The 18,354-nt window shown below is 73.7% G+C and carries 17 protein-coding genes; 5 read left to right on the top strand and 12 right to left on the bottom strand.

The annotated features are described in order from the left end of the window. The first annotated feature begins 9 nt into the window (after positions 1-9). The gene (locus L3X23_RS06500; protein WP_237191201.1) at positions 10-1,152 is read left to right on the top strand and encodes a winged helix DNA-binding domain-containing protein; all 1,143 of its coding nucleotides are present in this window, start codon (positions 10-12) and stop codon (positions 1,150-1,152) included. Continuing rightward, positions 1,149-1,547: a hypothetical protein gene (locus L3X23_RS06495; protein WP_237191200.1), complete on the top strand. Its 399-nt coding sequence runs from the start codon at positions 1,149-1,151 to the stop codon at positions 1,545-1,547. The genes L3X23_RS06500 and L3X23_RS06495 overlap by 4 nt, the downstream gene beginning before the upstream one ends. An 82-nt stretch (positions 1,548-1,629) precedes the next feature. Here the strand turns inward: L3X23_RS06495 and L3X23_RS06490 are convergent, their stop codons facing one another. From L3X23_RS06490 to nadA, 4 genes are read right to left on the bottom strand one after another with little or no spacing between them, the layout of a single operon-like run. Then, positions 1,630-2,106, bottom strand: a complete 477-nt coding sequence (locus tag L3X23_RS06490) for an FBP domain-containing protein (RefSeq protein WP_237191199.1) — start codon at positions 2,104-2,106, stop codon at positions 1,630-1,632. A gap of 33 nt (positions 2,107-2,139) precedes the next feature. Then, positions 2,140-3,018 (bottom strand): carboxylating nicotinate-nucleotide diphosphorylase, encoded by an 879-nt coding sequence (nadC, locus tag L3X23_RS06485; protein WP_237191198.1) that lies wholly within the window; start codon positions 3,016-3,018, stop codon positions 2,140-2,142. Next, on the bottom strand, positions 3,015-4,595 hold the full coding sequence (locus L3X23_RS06480) for an L-aspartate oxidase (protein ID WP_237191197.1): 1,581 nt from the start codon (positions 4,593-4,595) through the stop codon (positions 3,015-3,017). The genes nadC and L3X23_RS06480 overlap by 4 nt, the downstream gene beginning before the upstream one ends. Next, positions 4,592-5,605 carry a quinolinate synthase NadA gene (gene nadA, locus L3X23_RS06475; protein ID WP_237191196.1) on the bottom strand — a complete coding sequence of 338 codons (1,014 nt, stop codon included), beginning with the start codon at positions 5,603-5,605 and terminating at the stop codon, positions 4,592-4,594. The genes L3X23_RS06480 and nadA overlap by 4 nt, the downstream gene beginning before the upstream one ends. A gap of 167 nt (positions 5,606-5,772) precedes the next feature. On the opposite strand from nadA, the gene L3X23_RS06470 reads away from it, so the two are divergent. Both L3X23_RS06470 and L3X23_RS06465 read left to right on the top strand, forming a co-directional pair. After that, positions 5,773-6,468, top strand: a complete 696-nt coding sequence (locus L3X23_RS06470) for an NUDIX domain-containing protein (RefSeq protein WP_237191195.1) — start codon at positions 5,773-5,775, stop codon at positions 6,466-6,468. Between the two features lie 25 nt (positions 6,469-6,493). Further along, positions 6,494-7,183, top strand: a complete 690-nt coding sequence (locus L3X23_RS06465; RefSeq protein WP_308116874.1) for an LON peptidase substrate-binding domain-containing protein — start codon at positions 6,494-6,496, stop codon at positions 7,181-7,183. A 16-nt stretch (positions 7,184-7,199) separates the two neighbouring features. On the opposite strand, the gene L3X23_RS06460 is transcribed toward L3X23_RS06465, so the two are convergent. The 3 genes from L3X23_RS06460 to L3X23_RS06450 form a co-directional block, all read right to left on the bottom strand. Further along, on the bottom strand, positions 7,200-7,697 hold the full coding sequence (locus tag L3X23_RS06460) for a type II toxin-antitoxin system PemK/MazF family toxin (protein WP_237191194.1): 498 nt from the start codon (positions 7,695-7,697) through the stop codon (positions 7,200-7,202). A 106-nt stretch (positions 7,698-7,803) separates the two neighbouring features. Then, on the bottom strand, positions 7,804-8,196 hold the full coding sequence (trxA, locus tag L3X23_RS06455; protein WP_093075579.1) for a thioredoxin: 393 nt from the start codon (positions 8,194-8,196) through the stop codon (positions 7,804-7,806). 36 nt (positions 8,197-8,232) lie between these two features. Beyond that, positions 8,233-10,398: a bifunctional SulP family inorganic anion transporter/carbonic anhydrase gene (locus L3X23_RS06450; RefSeq protein ID WP_237191193.1), complete on the bottom strand. Its 2,166-nt coding sequence runs from the start codon at positions 10,396-10,398 to the stop codon at positions 8,233-8,235. 390 nt (positions 10,399-10,788) lie between these two features. On the opposite strand from L3X23_RS06450, the gene L3X23_RS06445 reads away from it, so the two are divergent. Further along, on the top strand, positions 10,789-11,679 hold the full coding sequence (locus L3X23_RS06445; RefSeq protein ID WP_237191192.1) for a PaaX family transcriptional regulator C-terminal domain-containing protein: 891 nt from the start codon (positions 10,789-10,791) through the stop codon (positions 11,677-11,679). A gap of 17 nt (positions 11,680-11,696) precedes the next feature. On the opposite strand, the gene L3X23_RS06440 is transcribed toward L3X23_RS06445, so the two are convergent. From L3X23_RS06440 to L3X23_RS06420, 5 genes are read right to left on the bottom strand one after another with little or no spacing between them, the layout of a single operon-like run. After that, positions 11,697-12,983: an NtaA/DmoA family FMN-dependent monooxygenase gene (locus tag L3X23_RS06440; RefSeq protein WP_237191191.1), complete on the bottom strand. Its 1,287-nt coding sequence runs from the start codon at positions 12,981-12,983 to the stop codon at positions 11,697-11,699. 12 nt (positions 12,984-12,995) lie between these two features. Continuing rightward, positions 12,996-14,300, bottom strand: coding sequence for an NtaA/DmoA family FMN-dependent monooxygenase (locus tag L3X23_RS06435; RefSeq protein WP_237191190.1), 1,305 nt, complete (start codon positions 14,298-14,300; stop codon positions 12,996-12,998). Beyond that, positions 14,300-15,754 carry an MFS transporter gene (locus L3X23_RS06430; protein WP_237191189.1) on the bottom strand — a complete coding sequence of 485 codons (1,455 nt, stop codon included), beginning with the start codon at positions 15,752-15,754 and terminating at the stop codon, positions 14,300-14,302. The genes L3X23_RS06435 and L3X23_RS06430 overlap by 1 nt, the downstream gene beginning before the upstream one ends. Continuing rightward, a complete protein-coding gene (locus L3X23_RS06425) occupies positions 15,754-17,043 on the bottom strand; it encodes an NtaA/DmoA family FMN-dependent monooxygenase (RefSeq protein ID WP_237191188.1) in 1,290 nt (429 codons plus the stop codon). The genes L3X23_RS06430 and L3X23_RS06425 overlap by 1 nt, the downstream gene beginning before the upstream one ends. Next, entirely contained in the window at positions 17,043-18,353 is a 1,311-nt protein-coding gene (locus tag L3X23_RS06420; RefSeq protein ID WP_237191187.1) for an NtaA/DmoA family FMN-dependent monooxygenase, read from the bottom strand. Before L3X23_RS06420 ends, L3X23_RS06425 begins: the two co-directional genes overlap by 1 nt. Position 18,354 lies beyond the last annotated feature (1 nt).

Here is an 18,354-nt window from a genome sequence, read left to right as displayed (position 1 = left end):
GATCGCCCCGTGCTCCCGATCGACGCCGCGCAGCGGCGGGCCCGGCTCACGGCGCGGCACCGGCTGAGCCCCGCGGCGCGGACCGACGACCTGTCCGCGCTGGTCGACGACCTGGTGTGCCTGCACTCGACCGACCCCGTCAGCGTCTACCTCAGCGCCGCGGCCCGCATGGCCACCCCTGCCCTGGACCCGGTCGACCGGGCGCTCTACGAGGACCGCACCCTGCTGCGCCACCACGCCATGCGCCGCACGCTCTGGGTGTTCGGGCCCACCCACGCACGGCTGGCGCACCATGCGGCGACGGTGGACGTCGCGGCCGTGCAGCACCGGAACCTGGCCGCCCAGCTCGCCGCGGGCGGCTATCCCGCGGACACCTACGCGCGGGCGCGCGGCGAGATCCACGACCTGCTGGCGGCCGAGGGGCCGCTGCCCGCCCGGGAGGTGGGCCTGCGGCTGCCCCACCTCACCACCCCGGTGCCGATCGGGCCCGGCGAGTCCCCCCTGCACAGCCGGGTGCTGCTCGTCATGGGGTTCGACGGCGAGGTCCTGCGGGCGCGCCCGACCGGCACCTGGATCAACGGGCAGTACCGGTGGGCCGCAGCGGACTCCTGGATCGCGGGCGGTGTGGGCGAGCCGCTGCCCAAGCGCACCGCGGCGGCCGGGCTCGCGCGGGCCTACCTGCGCGCGTTCGGGCCCGCCACCCGGGACGACCTGAGGTGGTGGGCGGGCTGGACGGTGGCGACCACGACCGCCGCGCTCACCGACGTGGACGCCGTCGAGACCACCGCCGGGTACGTGCTCCCCGACGACACCGAACCCGTTGCGCCGCAGCCCTCCGTCGCCCTGCTCCCCGGCCTCGACCCCACGACGATGGGCTGGAGGCGGCGCGACCACTACCTCGCCGACGAGCTCGTCCCCCACCTCTTCGACCGCAACGGCAACGGCGGCCCGACGATCTGGGTGGACGGGGCCGTCGTCGGCGGGTGGGCCCAGCGCCGGGACGGGACGATCGCCACCCGGCTGCTGACCGACGTCGGATCCGAAGCGGCACACGAGGTCGAGTCCGCCGCCGGACGGCTTGAGGCCCTGCTCGGCGACGTCCGGTTCACCGTCCGCTTCCCCGCCCCGATGCAGAAGGAGCTCCTGGCATGAGTGACTGGTTCCTGGCCGCCGAGGACGCGGCGGAGGGCATCGCCGCGGGCGAGTTCGACGACCTCCCGCACCTCTCGATCCCCTTGCGCCGCACCGAGCTGGCCGCGCTGTACGCCGCGCTGACCGACACCGAGCCGGACGACCCGAGGGCCCCCGCCGGGCTCCTCGCCGTCGAGGCGGACGCCGGCGTGATCGTCACCCGGGTGCCCGCGGAGGCACTCGAGGTCCTGGCGGAGATGACGCCCCGCACCGCACCGCCGATCATGGCCCGCTGGTCGGCGGCCATCGGCCACGGCGAACCGGACGCCCTGGGCGAGCAGCTCTCCGAGCTCGCCGCCTTCGCCCGCGACGCCGCGGTGTCGGGACGCCCCGTCCTCCAGCTCGCGCCCTACTGAGGCCTCGTGACGAGAGGAACCCCACCGCGGTCGATCCTGCTCCGCAGGGGGCCGAGGCTCACCTCGGCGCTCACCTCGGCGCTCACCTCGGCGCAGTCACCTGGGCGGCGAACGCGGCCGCCCGCTCCCGCAGACCCGCGCGCCGCTCCTCCACCGACAGGCCCGGCGCCGGGCGCAGCGCCGCCGTGGCCTTCTGGACCGTGATGTGCCGCGCGCAGCCCAGGTCGCTGCAGACGTAGGTGCCGACGCTGTCCCCGCCGCGCCCGCGGGGCGCGCTGAACAGCGAGGTGCCGCCGGGGCCGTGGGTGGTGCGGCACAAGGCGCACATCGCCGTGGCCCCCACCGGGTTGGCCGCCGCCCGCAGGGCGATCCCGACCGGCTCCTCGTCCCCGGGGACGAGGAGCACGGCCTTGTCCGGGGCCTTCGCGTCCCGCCACCCGACGACGTCCGCGAGCGTGTCGAGGTCCAGGGCCCGGATCTCCGCGGGCAGGACCATCCGGGTCGCCTCACCCTTGGTGCAGTTGGCCATGGCCGCACGGATCCGCTTGTCGGTGCTCACGGGTGTCCACCGTACGACGACGGCGCCACCGGTTTAGAGATCGAGCCCGAGGTCCAGGGCCGTGACCGAATGGGTCAGGGCCCCCACCGAGAGGAAGTCCACGCCCGTCTCCGCGTACTCCCGCGCGTTCGCCAGGACGAGCCCGCCGCTGGACTCCAGCAGCGTGGCCGCGGATCCCCTGCGCCGCACCGCCTCCGCGGTCTGCGCCGGGGTGAGGTTGTCCAGCAGGACGAGCTCGGCGCCCAGCGCGAGCACCTCGTCGAGCTGCTCCAGGGAGTCCACCTCGACCTCGCAGGGCAGCTCCGGCGCGTGCCGGCGCGCGGCCTCCAGGGCGGCGCCGACCGAGCCCGCGGCCGCGACGTGGTTGTCCTTGATCAGGATGGCGTCCCCGAGGCCGAGCCGGTGGTTCACCCCGCCCCCGCAGCGCACCGCGTACTTCTCGAGCAGCCGCAGCCCGGGCAGGGTCTTGCGGGTGTCCCGGATGCGCGCCCGCGTGCCCGCCACCGCGTCCACCCACTGCGCGGTCGCGGTCGCGACGCCGGACAGGTGACACAGCAGGTTCAGCGCCGTGCGCTCGGCGGTGAGCAGCGCCCGCACCGGCGCCTCGACGACGAGCGCCGGCTCCCCCGGGACCAGCCGCGACCCGTCGGACAGCTCACTGACCAGCGTGTACTCCGGCACCACGAGATCCAGGACGGCCCGGGCCACCGGGATCCCCGCGAGCACCCCTGCCGCGCGCGGGGTGAAGGACCCCACGGCGACGGCGTCCGCGGGCACGGTCGCCGCCGTCGTCGCGTCGGGGCCGTAGCGCAGGTCCTCGTCGAGCGCGGTCCGCACCACGCGGGCCAGGTCCTCGGGGTCCGGCACGCCGATCTCGGTCGCGCCGCCCACCCCGGCGGCGAGCGCGGTCATGCCGCCACCGCCTCGGTCGCCACGACGGGGCGACCCGCCGCGTCCAATCTGATCTCCAGGGAGGCTCGCTGGTAGACGTCGTCCCGAGCGGGGAAGTCGGTGCGCACGTGGCAGCCCCGGCTCTCCCGGCGCGTGCCGGCCGCCGCGAGGACCGCCTGCGCGAGCAGGGTCAGCGCCGCGTCCTCCACGCCCGTCCGGTCGAGCGGGGTGGCGAGCAGCGTGGCCCGCTCCACCACGTCCGACGCCGTGGCCAGGCCCCCCGCGTCCCGCCCGATGGCGGCGAACGCGCTCATCGCGCGCTGCACCACCCCCCGGTCCGCGACCCCCACCGCGGGCGCGGCCCCGACGAGCGCGCCACCCCGCGGCAGGTCCCGGTCCGCCAGCACCGCACGGACCACCCGCTCGCCGACGACCAGGCCCTCCAGCAGCGAGTTCGACGCCAGCCGGTTCGCCCCGTGCAGCCCGGTCCGAGCCACCTCGCCCGCCGCGTACAGCCCGCGGACCGCGGTCCGGCCGTCGACACCGGCGACCACGCCGCCGCAGGCGTAGTGCGCCGCGGGGGTGACCGGGATCGGCTCCCGCAGCGGGTCGACGCCCGCCTCGAGGCAGGACGCGTACACCGTCGGGAAGCGGCTCGCGAAGCCGCTCAGCTCGGTGGCGTCGAGGTACATGCAGTCCGCACCGGTCTCGGCCATCCGCCGGGTGATGGCGGCGGCCACGACGTCCCGCGGGGCCAGGTCGGCCAGCGGGTGCTGCCCCACCATGAACCGGGTGCCGGTCCGGTCGCGCAGGACCGCACCCTCCCCGCGGACCGCCTCGGTGACCAGCGGGCGGCGACCGACGGCCGGGCCCGTGTAGAGCACGGTCGGGTGGAACTGCACGAACTCCAGGTCGGCGGCGGCCGCACCGGCCCGCAGCGCCAGCGCCACCCCGTCCCCGGTGCTGGTCGCGGGGTTGGTCGTGCTGGCGTAGAGCTGTCCGTACCCACCGGTGGCGAGCAGGACGGCGGGCGCGCGGAGCAGGCCGGGCCTGCCCGCGTCGTCGAGCACGTGCAGGCCGGCGACCGCGCCCGAGGTGTCCTTGGCGGCGTCGACGGCGACGTGCCCGGTGAGGATGGTCGGGCCGCCCCGCTCGCGGCGGGCCGCCGCGACGAGCGCCCGCTCGATCTCGGCGCCGGTCGCGTCCCCGCCCGCGTGGACCACGCGGAAGGCCGAGTGTCCGCCCTCCCGGGTGCGGTCCAGCTGTGCACCGCGGGCGTCGAACCGGGCGCCGCGCGCCCGCAGGCGTTGCACCGCAGCGGGTCCGGCGCTGACGATCTCCCGGACGGCGGCCTCGTCGTTCAGCCCGCCGCCCGCGGCCAGGGTGTCGGCGACGTGCGCCTCCACGGTGTCGCCCGCGATGTCACCGAGCACCACCGCGACGCCGCCCTGCGCCCAGCGGGTGCTGCCCTCGGACACCGCGTCCTTAGTCACGACGACCACGCGCAGCCCGGCCTCGGCGGCGTCGAGCGCGGCGGTGAGCCCCGCGACACCGCTGCCGACCACGACGAGGTCGGCCGACGCCTCCCAGGTGCTCACTCCCCACCCCCGGGCTGCCCGATCGCGATCATCCGCTCGACGGCGGCCCGGCCGCGCGCGGCCAGCTCCGGGTCCACGTGCACCTCGTCGGTGCCGTGGCGGACGCTGCGCAGCAACGCCTCCGGCGTGATCATCTTCATGTAGCCGCAGCTCGCCCGGTCGTTGACCGCCTGGAAGTCGATCTCCGGCGCGGCCCGGCGGAGCTGGTGCAGCATGCCGACCTCGGTCGCCACCAGAACCTGCTTCGCCTTCGTGGCACGCGCGGCGTCGATCATGCCGCCGGTCGAGAGGATCTTGACCTTGTCCGCCGCGACGGCGCCCGAGCCCGCCAGGTAGAGCGCGGAGGTCGCGCAGCCGCACTCCGGGTGCACGAACAGGTCCGCGTCGGGGTGGGTCTCGGCCTGCCGGGTCAGCTCGGCGCCGTTGATCCCGGCGTGGACGTGGCACTCCCCCGCCCACACGTGCATGTTCTTCCGGTCCAGCGTCCGGCGGACGTGCGCGCCGAGGAACTGATCCGGCAGGAACAGCACCTCCCGGTCCTCCGGGATGGACGCCACGACCTCGACCGCGTTCGACGAGGTGCAGCAGATGTCCGTCTCGGCCTTGACCGCGGCGGTGGTGTTGACGTAGCTGACCACGACGGCGTCCGGGTGCTCGGCCTTCCACTCCCGCAGCTGCTCGACGGTGATCGAGTCGGCCAGCGAGCAGCCGGCGCGGGCGTCCGGGATCAGCACCGTCTTCTCGGGCGAGAGGATCTTGGCGGTCTCGGCCATGAAGTGGACGCCGCAGAACACGATGGTGTCCGCCTCGACCTCGGCGGCGATCCGGGACAGGGCGAGCGAGTCCCCCACGAAGTCCGCGACGTCCTGGATCGCCGGGAGCTGGTAGTTGTGCGCCAGCAGCACGGCACCGCGCTTCTTCGCCAGCGCGCGCACCTCGTCGGCCCATCCGGGGAACGGCACGTCCGCGCCGCTCCCTGCCCCCTGCTGCACGTCCGCCGTCACCGTCATGATGGCTCGTCCTCTGTCCGGGTGTTTTCGCCTGTTGGTCGAAAACAGGGGGATCGTAGCACCGGCACGGCCACCACGACACCGTTCACGTGACCTGGAACTCACCTGTTCGTAACCTCGAGGCCGCGTCGGGGACCGTCGGCACCCGCACCCCTACGATGCGGCCCATGCCCGCCGCCACAGGTCACGAGGTGCTCGCGGCCGTGCTGCAGGTCCGGGCGGACGAGCTGCAGGTGCTGCTCTGGCAGCGCGGCATGGACCCCGACCGCGGCCGCTGGGCGCTGCCCGGCGGGGCGTTGGGCGCCGACGAGGACGTCGAGGAGTCGGTCCGCCGTCAGCTGGCCGAGAAGGTCGACGTCCGCGGTGTCACCCACGTCGAGCAGCTCGGCGTGTTCAGTGCGCCGCACCGGGTCCCGGGTGTGCGGCTGGTCGCGACCGCGTTCCTCGGCCTCGTCCCGTCCGACGTCGATCCCGCCGTGCCCCCGGACACCGCCTGGCATCCCGTCGACCGGCTCCCCGCGACCGCGTTCGACCACGCGGAGATCGTCGACGACGCCCGGGAACGCCTGCGCGCCAAGCTCTCCTACACCAACCTCGGGTTCGCGCTCGCGCCCCGCGAGTTCACCGTCTCGGCGCTGCGCGACCTCTACGTGGCCGCGCTCGGGCACCCGGTGTCGGCCACCAACCTGCAGCGCGTGCTGACCCGCCGCGGCGTCCTGGCCGCCACCGGGGAGACGGCCGCGCCCGGTCCGGCGGGCGGCCGACCGGCGGCGGTGTTCCGGTTCACCGAGCGCGCCCTGCGCGTCACGGACGCGTCGGCGGTGCTGCGCCCCCCGGGCGTGCGGGATTCGGCAGGCGAGTAGCGGCGGCGGGCCGTACGGTGACCGCGTGACCGCGCCGAGCAGAGAGACTCTCCCGCTCTTCCCGCTCGGGACGGTGCTCATGCCCGGCGCGCCGCTGCCCCTGCACATCTTCGAACCGCGCTACCGGCAGCTCACGGTCGACCTCGTGACGGGTGCGGTGCCGAACAAGGAGTTCGGCGTCGTCGCCGTCCGGGAGGGGTTCGACACCGACCGCCACGGCATCGACGCGCTGGCCACCGTCGGGTGCTCGGCCCGACTGCTCGACGTCCGCAGGCTCCCCGACGGCCGCTACGACGTGGTCACCGAGGGACGCCGCCGCTTCCGCCTGCTCGACCTCGACGACGGCAGCCGCGCCTACCTCTGCGGCACGGTCGAATGGCTGCCGGACACGGCCGAGGCGTCGGAGTCCGACGACCTCACCCGGATGCTGATGGCCTCCGCGCGGCGGGCGCACAAGGCCTACTGCACGGACGCCTGGAAGTCCGAGGACTGGGTGGAGCCGCGGGCGGTCGGCCCCGCCGAGCTGCCCCACGTCCTCGCCGCCGACTGCCTGCTCCCGCTCACCGACCGCCAGGCGATGCTGGAGGAGCTGGACCCATTGGAGCGCCTGCGCCTGGTGCGCCGCCTGCTCGCCCGCGAGCGCGGCCTGCTCCGGGACCTGCGCGCGATCCCGGCCCCGACGACGACCTTCGCCACCGACTCCAGCCCCAACTGACCGACCCGCGGGTCGGTCAGTGCCAGCCGAAGCGGGTGCGCAGCTCGTGGGCGACCCGGTCGAAGCGGCGCTGGTCGAGGACGGCGCCCTCGCGGCGGATGTCGTGCTCGCCGACCTCCAGGACCCGGTCCAGCCGGATGAAGGACTCGCGCCCCTCCCGGTCCCACTCCCCCGACCCGATGGCCACCCAGTCCGGGTCGCCGTCCCGCTTGTGCTGGGAGGACAGCATGAGCCCCAACAGGTCGCCGCCGCCGCGCCCCACCACCAGCAGGGGGCGGTCCTTGCCCTGGGACGGGTCCTCCTCGAACGGCACCCACGTCCAGACGATCTCGCCGGGGTCCGCGGCACCGTCGAGCTCGGGGGCGTAGACGATCTCCCGCGAGCGGTCCGCGGTGGGCGCGGTCCGCACCCCGCCGTGGTTCGCGGGCGCGGGCCGCGCGGGCTGGTCGTCGGACTGCGCGAGCAGCTTCATCCCGACGTCGACGGCCTGTGACAGCAGCTTTCCCCAGTCCATGCGGGCCAGCATCGCAGAAGGCCCGGCCACCCCACCGGGCGACCGGGCCGTCACGAGAGCTGCCTCACGAGCGCAGTGTCACGAGCGCAGTGTCACGAGCGCGGCGTCAGGCCTGCTCGGCCTGCTCCTGCTGCTTCGCCACCTCGGCGCGCACCTGGTCCATGTCCACGTCCCGCACCTGGCCGATCAGGTCCTCGAGCGCGGCGGCGGGCAGCGCGCCCGGCTGGGCGTAGAGGACCACGCCCTCCCGCACGGCCATCAGGGTCGGGATCGAGGAGATCCCGAACGCCTGCGCCAGCTGCTGCTGCGCCTCGGTGTCGACCTTGCCGAACGTGATGTCCTCGTGCTTCTCCGCCGCGGCGTCGAACACGGGGGCGAACTGGCGACACGGGCCGCACCACGACGCCCAGAAGTCCACCAGGACGGTCCCGCCGCTCCCGACCACCTCGTTGAAGTTCTCCGTCGTCAGTTCCACCGTTGCGCTGTTCGAGTCGGCCATGTGGGAGTCAACCCGGCCCGGCTCCGAGATGTTCCGTCACCGCAGCGCGGCCGGGAGCTGCGCGAACGCACGCTCGTGGGAGTGGAAGACCCGGGTCCGAGCGTCGTACACGAGCACGCCCGCCGACTTGATGTCGTAGAACAGACCCATCAGCTCGGCCCGCACGCCCATGTCCCGCAGGCGGTCCAGCTGCAGCGCGACGTTCACCATGGCCAGGCTGTCCGCCTGCCCGAAGCCGTCCCGTTGGGCCGCACGGCCCGCCGGGTGGCCCTCCACCCACGCCTGCGCGACGGGTTCGCCGTTGCGCAGCCAGTCGTCCAGCGCGCCCCGGGGTCGGTCCCCGCCGAGCACCGCGTTCATCGCGCCGCAGCCGGAGTGCCCGCAGACCGCGATCAGCGGCACCCGCAGCACCTCCTCGGCGTACTGGACCGCGGCGAGCGTGGACGTGCCGGACACGAAGTTGCCGACGTTCTGCACCGTGAACAGGTCCCCCGGCCCGCTCTGGGTGATCATGCTGGGCAGCACCCGGGAGTCCGCGCAGGTCAACAGCAGCCCGGACGGGTTCTGGCCCGCGGCGAGGCCCTCCATCGTGGGGCGGACCCGCTCGGCGGTGTTCTGCTGGTAGGCCAGCAGACCCGCCCGCATCCGCGCGCCGCCCGCGAGGTTCTCGGCGCGCCACTGCGACCACGTGGCGAACCGGCCGTGCGGTGCGTCCTGGCGCGCCTTGGCCTGCTCCGGCTCGACGACCTCGACGAACCCGCCCGTGGCGCGGTGGCGCCGGGACCAGCCCTGGATGTGGTCGAACGCCGTGTGGTCCAGGTAGTCGACGACGAGGTCGACCCGCACCGGCTCCCCCTCCGGCACCGCCTGCAGCACCCGCGACAGCGCGGGCACGGACAGGAAGCTCAGCGTGCCCTCGACGACGACCCGCCGAGGCGTGGTGCGGTCCGGCTCCTCGACCCGCACCCGGGCCCGTGCGGCCCGCCAGATCATCAGGACCGCGGCGAGGACCAGCCCGAGCGCGACCCCCTCGAGCAGGTTGAGGAAGACCACGCCGAGGGTGGTGACGACGTAGAGCGCCAGCTCGCCGTGGCTGCGGGCGGTGCGGATGTCCGCGGGCTTGACCAGCGCCAACCCGACCACGACGAGCAGCCCGGACAACCCGGCCAGCGGGATCATCTCGATGACGGAGATCAGCACGATGCCGAACAGGGCGATCCAGCAGCCGTGCAGGATCGTGGAGAGGCGGGTCTTGGCCCCCGCCCGGACGTTGGCCGAGCTGCGGACGATCACGCCGGTGATCGGCAGGCCGCCGAGCAGGCCGGACACGGCGTTGCCCGCGCCCTGGCCCATCAGCTCGCGGTCGGCGTCCGTGCGGACGCCGTCGCCGTCCCGCTCCTGGGCCATCCGGTCGGTCGCGACGGCCGAGAGCAGGCTCTCGACGCTCGCGACCAGCGCCACCGTGAGCATCCCGCCGAGGACGCCCACCCAGAGGCCGGACTCGGGCAGGACCGGCAGCGCGATCGACTCGATCAGGTTGCCGGGCAGGTCGACCCGCGTGACGTCCGGCCACAGCAGCGCCAGGGCGGTGGCGGCACCGACCGCGACGAGCGCACCCGGGACCGCCTTCTGCGGTCCGGGGATCCGCGGCCAGGCCAGCATGATCGCGATGGCCACCAGGCCGACGACGAACGCGTGCCCGTGCAGGTTCGCGACCTGCTGCGGGAACTGCAGGATGTTGTCGAGGGCGGCGGTCTGCGACTCGCCACCCAACACGATGTGCATCTGGGCCAGCGCGATCGTGATGCCGATGCCCGCGAGCATGCCGTGGGTGATGGCGGGCGGGATGGCCTGGGTGAACCGGCTCAGCCGGGTCAGCCCGAACAGGACCTGCAACAGGCCCGCGCCGACCGTGATGAGGCAGGTGACCTGCCAGCCGAACTGGTCCACCAGCCCGGCGACGATCACGGTCAGGCCGGCGGCGGGGCCGCTGACCTGCAGGGGTGAGCCGCCGAGGATGCCGGCGACCACGCCGCCGACGACGGCGGCGATGAGCCCGGCCATGATCGGGGCGTTCGAGGCGAGGGCGATGCCGAGGGAGAGCGGCACCGCGACCAGGAACACCACCAGCGAGGCGCCGAGGTCGGCGCGCAGGTGGCGTGGGTCGAGTCGGCGGGGCGGGCTCGAGGTCGTATCCGGCACGGGTGTCCTCCGGTCAGGTTCTGGCTGGGGGGCGACGCACGTGCGGCTATGCGGCCGTGCGGAGTAGCTGACCCCCAGCAAACCGGACGGGCGCGTGCCCGGTTCCCGCGCGCTCGTCCCGATACGTCCGGTTCTGCTGAATCGATCACTCTGGGTGCATCCGCGACATCGGACGCGTCCGTCGTCACGCGGACGAACCCCTGCGTTCGGGTGAACCGGGTGCGACGGGTGCCCGGCGTGTCGACCCACCCCGGGCGATCGTTGCCTCAATCGAGTGGATCATGGTGGTCGGGACCACACGGCCCACGATCGGGTGATCCGCGTGTGAACGCCCTGTTACAGCGGCCGAGGACGGGCGCGTGCGGCCGCGGTGACTATCCTGGCCCGACCATGACGGCGGAACTCTCGGGAGTCGGTGGCTTCGACCCGGACGGGGCGGGTGGCGTGCACCCTGCGCTCTCCCGCCGGCGCGGGCTCGGGCAGACCAGCGCCCGGTCGCTGCTGCTCACCCTGCTCGGCGAGTTCGTCCTCCCGCGCGCCGAGCCCGTCTGGACCCAGGTGCTCATCGACGTCCTCGCCGGGCTGGGCGTGGAGCCCAAGTCCGCGCGCCAGGCGTTGGCCCGCACCGCCGCCGAGGGGCTCGTGACCTCGGACCGGGCGGGGCGCCGGGTCCGCTGGCGACTCACCGACGCCGGGAGCAGGCTGCTCTCCGACGGCGCCGCACGCATCTACGGCTTCGGCGGGCCCGCCCGGGAGTGGGACGGCCGGTGGCTGGTGCTGCTGGTGTCGGTGCCCGAGACCCGACGCAGGCTGCGGCACCGGCTGCGCACGCGGCTGGCCTGGGCCGGGCTCGGCTCCCCCGCCCCCGGCGTCTGGCTCAGCCCGGACCCGGGCAAGGAGGCCCAGGTCGCGGACGTCGTCGCCGATCTCGACCTCGATGCCGTGACCAGCTCCTTCATCGGCCCGTTCGGCACCATCGGGGAGCAGGCCGAGGTGGTGCGCCAGGCCTGGGACCTCGACGGGGTGGAGCACGAGTACGAGGAGTTCCTCGCGGAGTTCGCGGACGCCGACCCGCGCACCCCCGCGGACGTCCTGTCCCACCAGGTCCTGCTGGTGCACGCGTGGCGCCGCTTCCCGTTCCTCGATCCGGAGCTGCCGCGGGAGCTGCTTCCCGAGCACTGGGCGGGCACCCGCGCCGCCGCCCGCTTCACCGAGCTGCACGCCCGCTGGGCGGGGCCTGCGGGCGCCCACTGGACGAGCCTGGTGGCCCGCTCGGAGTGAGTGCCCCGCCGGCACCGTCAGAACTCCCGCAGCGTCTCGCGCAGGGTCCCGCCGCCGTACTCGGTCCGCGTCAGCCCCCGTCGCTGCAGGGCCGGGACGAGGCCCTCGGTGATCTCGTCGACGAAGCGCCGGGTGATGCTGCCGGTGATGAGGAAGCCGTCGCCGCCGACCTCCGCCATGACCTCGCCCATCTGCGCGGCCACCGAGTCCGGTGAGCCGACGAACCGGACGTTCTTCATCGACCAGCCCAGGGCCGCCTCCCGGGGCGTCCGGCCCGCCCGCATGAAGTCCGCCAACGTCGAACGGTGCCCGTTCGTGGTGAGCTCGCCGAACTCCTCGTCGAGGCCCCAGCTCGACAGGTCGTTCTCGGTGAGCGCGGAGATGTGGCCCAGGCTGGACTCGATGCGGGCGTCGATCCCGGCGAGCATGCGCCGTCGCTTGGCCTCGGCGAGCGCGTCGGTCTCGGCCAGGACCGGCTGCGTGATGAACATGATCGTGAGCTCGTCGGGGTCCCGCCCGTAGGCGGCCGTGCGCGCCCGGATGTCGTCGCGGAAGGCCTTCATCGCCGCCACCGAGTGCGTCTCCGCCGACAGCAGCGTGTCGGCGTAGCGGGCGGCGAAGTCCCGGCCCGCGGGCGAGCCGCCCGCCTGGCAGAGCACCGGGTGCCGCTGCGGCGAGGCGAGCATGTTCATCGGGCCGCGGGAGCGGTGGAACCGGCCCTCGAAGTCGATCCGGTGCACCTTGGTGTGGTCGACGTAGGTCCCCGTCTCCGGGTCCATGACCAGCGCGTCGGGCTCCCAGGAGTCCCACAGCCCGCGCGCGAGCTCGACGAACTCCGCCGCGGTCTCGTAGCGCAGGTCGTGCTCGGGGAGCTCGTCCATGCCGTGGTTCTGCGCCGCCCGGTCCTCGCTGGAGGTGACCATGTTCCAGCCGATCCGCCCGTGCGAGAGGTGGTCGAGGGTCTGGAACCGGCGCGCGAGCAGCCAGGGCGGGGTGAAGGTCGTGGAGCAGGTGGCGATGATCCCGATGTGGGACGTGGCGTCGGTGAGGACGGGCGCGAGCATCAGCGGGTCGTGCTTGGGCGCGTAGAGGCCGTACTTGAGGTCCACCCGCGAGGAGCCCTCGTAGGCGTCGGACACCATCAGGGAGTCCTCGAGCATGACGTAGTCGAAGCACGCGCGCTCCAGCGACCGCGCGAACTCGACGTGGGCGTCCCCGGTCGGCCAGTCGGCCCCCTCGGTGCTCGACCACGGAGTGGCCCAGGGCGGGTTGGAGAAGTTGCAGAACCAGCCGAGATGGAACATGGCGGCGCCCTTTCAGAAGGCCAGGAGGTTGTCCCGCAGGTGCGGGGCGGAGTAGTGGTCGCGGACGTGGCCCCGGCGCTGGAGCTCGGGGACGAGGCCGTCGCAGATCTCGGTGACGTAGCGCCGGGTCAGCTGGCCGGAGCCGCTGTAGATCAGGTAGCCGTCGCCCCCGACCTCGGCCATGACCTCGGCCATCTGCGCGGCGACGGCCTCCGGTGTGCCGACGAGCTCGAGGGACTCGGTCTGGTCGGCCACGGCCGCCTCGCGCAGGGTCTTGCCGCGGGAGCGGTCGAGGAAGGTCTGCAGGATGCTGCGGCTGCCGTGGGTGTGCTCCACCGCGATCTCGGGCAGCGGCTCGTCGAGCGGGAACCGGGAGAAGTCGATCTCCCCGCCGGACATCAGCAACAGCCGCTTCGCCAGCCGCTCGGACTCCAGCCCGTAGAGCCGGTCCCGCCTGGCCAGCGCCTCCTCGTGGGTCTCGGCCACGATCGGCGAGACGATGAAGAACACCTTGAGCGTCGACGGGTCGCGGCCCGCCTCGGTCGCCAGCCGGGTCAGGTCCGCCCGGTAGGCCTTCATCGCCTCGACGCCCTTGGGGATCGCGACGACCGCGTCGGCGTGGCGGGCCGCGAACGCGCGCCCGACCGGCGAGCCGCCCGCCTGCAGCATCACCGGCCTGCCCTGGGGGCCGGGCAGCGTGTTGAGCGGCCCGCGGCTGGCGAAGTACGCGCCCTGGAAGTCGACGCGGTGCACCTTGGTGTGGTCGATGTAGGTGTCCGTGTCGTGGTCGACGAGCAGCGCGTCGGGCTCCCAGGAGTCCCACAGCTGCTCGACGAGCGAGGCGAACTCCTCGGCGACGGCGTAGCGCTCGTCGTGCGGGGGCAGGTCGTCCATGCCGAAGTTCTGCGCCGCGGCCGACCCGGCCGAGGTGACGATGTTCCAGCCGGCCCGCCCGTTCGTCAGATGGTCCAGCGTGGACATCGTCCGGGCCAGCAGGTAGGGCGGGTAGAAGGACGTCGAGCAGGTCGCGACCACCCCGAGGCCCCGGGTGACGTGGGCCAGCAGCGGGACCAACGGCACGGGGTCGTGCTTGGGCGCGCGGACCAGCTGCCGCAGCTCCGCCTCGAACGTGCCGCCGAAGGTGTCCGAGAGCGCGGTGGAGTCCTCCAGCATCACGAAGTCGAACCCGGCCCGGTCGAGCTGGCGGGCCATGTCGAGGTAGAAGTCGCCGTTCGCCCAGCTGCGACCGGCGTTCCCGGCCCACGGCTTGTTCCAGGCGGGCGGCATGTAGTTGGTGAACCAGCCGAGATGGAACATCAGGCCTCCTCCGGGAGGGGAGCCCGCCCGCGCAGGGCGGAGACGCCCACCGCGACCAGGGACAGCACGGCGAGCGCCCCGACGGCCACCGGGAAGGCGGTCGCGAAGGCCGCGAGCTCGTCCGCCGTGAAGCCGCCGGTGGCTCCCGCCAGCGCGTCCGCCCGGGCCGCGTGCGGCAGCCAGGCCGTGACGAGCACCAGCGCCGCCGCCGAGCCCAGCAGCGCGGCCGAGTTGTCGATCATGACGCGGAAGCCGTTGGCCATGCCCCGCTCCCACGGCCGGACCCCGATGTTGATCACCGATGCGTTGGTGGTCTGGAAGAGGCCGTTGCCCAGCCCGACGACGAACAGCGCCCCCGCGACCGGCAGCCCGGAGCCGCCGAGGGCGAACACCAGCGCCAGCAGCGCCGCGCCGGTCACCGCGAGGGCCGCGCCCGCGGTGGCCAGCACTCGGGCCTCCGTGGTCGCCGCCCACCGCCCGGCGAACGGCCCGACGAGGATGTTCCCGCAGGCCTGCGCGGTGATGCACAGCCCGGCGGCCAGCGCGGTGAGCCCGTGCAGGCTCTGCAGGTACAGCGACACCAGCAGCGGCCCGGCGGCCAGGCCGAGGTTGAGCAGCGCGGTGGCCGCGTAGGCGCTGCCCCGGAACCGGACGAGCACCAGCCGCAGGTCGAGGATGGGGTTCGACACCCGGCGCTCGACGAGCACGAAGAGCACCAGGCCGAGCACGGCCGCGAGGAGCGGCACCAGGAAGGCCGCGGTCCCCACGCCGTCGCCCACCCGGTTGACCGCCAGCACGATGCCGCCGACGGCGAGGACGGACAGCACGGTCCCCCAGGGATCCGCCCGGATCCGGCCCCGGGTGATCGGCCGGGTGCGGCGCAGCGCGACCGCCGCCCAGACCGTGCCCAGCAGCGCCAGCGGCGCGGACAGCGCGAACACCCCGCGCCACCCGAACGACTCGGTGAGCAGCCCGCCGAGCAGCGGCCCCAGCGCCACCGCCGTGGACATGATCGTGATGTTCCAGCCGATGCCCCGCGACACGTGCCCGGCCGGGAACGCGTCCACGAGCAGCGCCGTGGTGTTGGTGATCACCGCCGCGGCGCCGACGCCCTGCAGCCCGCGGAGCACCACGACCCACTCCGGGGAGCCTGCGAGGCAGATCGCCAGGGTGGAGCCGGTGACCAGCGCCAGCCCGCTGACGTACACGGTGCGTCTGCCCAGCACGTCGGACAGCCGGCCCAGCGGCAGCATGAGCACCGCCGTGACCAGCTGGTAGGCCAGGACGAACCAGTTCGCCTGGGCGGGCCCGGCGCCGAGGTCCCCGACCATGTCCGGCAGCGCCACGGGCACCATGCTGACGCTGGAGAAGGTCACCCACATCCCGAGCCCGGTGACCGAGAGGACCCGCCAGGCGTACCGGAGCTCGGCGGCCGGGGTCTCCGCGAGCACCATCAGGACTCGAGGAGGTTCTCGCGCAGCGTCGACCCGGAGTACCCGTCCCGGGTCAGCCCGCGGCGGCGCAGGGCCGCACCCAGGCCGTCGGCGATCTCGCTGACGTAGCGGCGGTGCAGCGAGCCGGAGATGAGGAACCCGTCCCCGCCCACCTCCTGCATGATCTCGTCCATCCGCCCGGCGACGGTGTCCGGCGTGCCGACGAGGTCGACCGTCCTGCGGGTGTCCGAGTTGACGAACTCCCGCAGCGTCTTGCCCGCCGCGAGCTTCTTGAACAGGGCGAGCGAGCTCTGCGTGGCGTTGGTCTCGATGTCCGGGAACGGCGCGTCGAGGTCGTACTTCGCGAAGTCCTCCCCCGTCGCGTAGGACAGCGACGCGAGGTTGTGCTCGGTCGCCGCGGACACCGCGAGACGCGCCCGCTCGGCCCGGTCCCGCGCCTCGGCGTCCGTCTCGCCGAGCACCGGGGTGACGATGAAGAGGACCTTGCACTCCTTCGGGTCCCGGCCCGCGGCGATCATGTGCTCGGAGACCTCGTCGCGGTAGGCCTTCATGTCCTCGACGCCGTTGACCTGCGCGATGATCGTGTCCGCGTTCCGCGCACCGAACGCCCGCCCGGCCCGGGAACCGCCCGCCTGACACAGCGCGGGGCGACCCTGCGGCGGCCGGGTCGTGTTCAGCGGGCCGCGGCTGCGGTAGAACTCGCCCGCGAAGTCGACCGGCCGGACCTTCGCCCCGTCGGCGAACACGCCGCGGTCCTCGTCGAGCACCACCGCGTCGGAGTCCCAGGTGTCCCAGAGCCTGCGGCACAGCTCGATCCACTCGTCCGCCATGCGGTAGCGCTCGTCGTGGTCGAAGAGGGTGTCGTGGCCGAAGTTCTGCGCGGTGCGGACGTTGTGGCTGGTCACGAGGTTGAGCCCGAACCGGCCGTCGGTGAGGTGGTCGATCGTCGCCGCGGTCCGGGCCGCCATGAAGGGCGGATGGAAGGAGGTGGTGACGGTCGCGAAGAAGCCGATGTGCCGCGTGTGCTCGGCGAGCATCGGGATCAGCGGGAGCGGGTCCTGCTTCGGCACCGACCGGGCCGCGGCGAGCCACCAGTCGTGGCTGCCGCCGTAGGAGTCCGGGACGAACGAGCCGTCCTCGAACATCAGGTAGTCGAAGCCCGCCCGCTCCAGGGAGCGCGCCGCGTCGATGTAGAGCTGCGGCTTGTTCCACTCGCGGCCGCCGTCGCCGGACCACATCTGGTTCCAGGACTGCACCTGGAAGGACAGGAACCATCCGAGGTGCAGCATCAGAAGGCCAGGAGGTTGTCGCGGAGCAGCCGGTGCTCGAAGTGGTCCCGGATGAGGCCGCGGCGGCGCAGGGCCGGCGAGAGCCCGTCGGTCACCTCGGCGACGTAGCGGCGGTGCATCGGCGTGCCGACGATGAGGAACCCGTCCCCGCCGACCTCGGCCATGATCTCGTCCATCTGCGCCGCCACGGTGGCCGGCGTGCCGCAGAGGTGGACGGCGTCCGTGGCGCTGTGGGCGAGGATCCGCTCGCGCAGCGTCTGGGTCCCGTCGCCCTTGAAGTTCGCGAAGCTGCTGCGGTGCCCGTTCGAGACCAGGTCGTCCGGCAGCGGCTCGTCGAGCGGGAACTGCGAGAGGTCGATGCTCGCCAGGTGCGAGCGCCCGGCGAGCAGACCCTCGATGTTGTCCTTCTTGGCCCGGTCGCGGCGGGCCAGCTTCTCCTCGGCCTCCGCGTCGGTCTCGCCGAAGACCGGGGAGACCAGGTACATCACCTTGATCGTGTCCGGGTCCCGGCCGTGCTCGACGGCCCGGCGGCGGATGTCCTCGCGGTAGGCCTTCATCTTCTCGACGCCGGGCGGGTTGGCGATGATCGCCTCGACGTACTTCGCCGCCAGGTCCTTGCCCGCCTCGGACCCGCCCGCCTGCAGGAACACCGGCCGTCCCTGCGGCGAGGGGGTGGTGTTGAGCGGTCCGCGGGAGGAGTAGAACTTGCCCTCGAAGTCCACCGTGTGGACCTTGGTGTGGTCGGCGTAGACCCCCCGCTCGACGTCCGCGAGGACCGCGTCCGGCTCCCAGGAGTCCCAGAGCCTGCAGGCCAGCTCGACGAACTCGTCCGCCATCTCGTAGCGCAGGTCGTGCTCGGGCATGTCGAAGCCGAAGTTCTTGGCGGCGGAGGTGCTCGAGCCGGTGACGATGTTCCAGCCGATCCGACCCCGCGACACGTGGTCCAGGGTGGACATCATCCGGGCCACCGTGAACGGGTGGTAGAAGGTCGTGGTCAGGGTCGCCACGATGCCGACCTTCTGGGTGAACTGGGACAGGATCCCGGCCAGCACGGCCGGGTCCTGCTTCGGCGCGGCGCTCGCCGTGCGCAGGTAGTACTCGCTGGACCCCTGGTAGGCGTTCGGGATCTGGACCGAGTCCTCCATCATGAGGAAGTCGAACCCGCCGCGCTCGATCGAGCGGGCCAGGTCGACGTACTGGTCCGGCATCATCCAGTCGGTGGCGCCGGTCCCGGCCCACTCGGAGTTCCAGGCCTGGACGCCGAACCCGTTGCCCAGGAACCAGCCGAGGTGGAACATCTTCGCGCTCATC

The organism is Pseudonocardia sp. WMMC193 (assembly GCF_021728735.1).
GTDB lineage: Bacteria > Actinomycetota > Actinomycetes > Mycobacteriales > Pseudonocardiaceae > Pseudonocardia > Pseudonocardia oroxyli.
The sequence above is the reverse complement of the archived record's forward strand: the minus strand, read 5'-3'. Positions and strand labels throughout refer to the sequence as shown.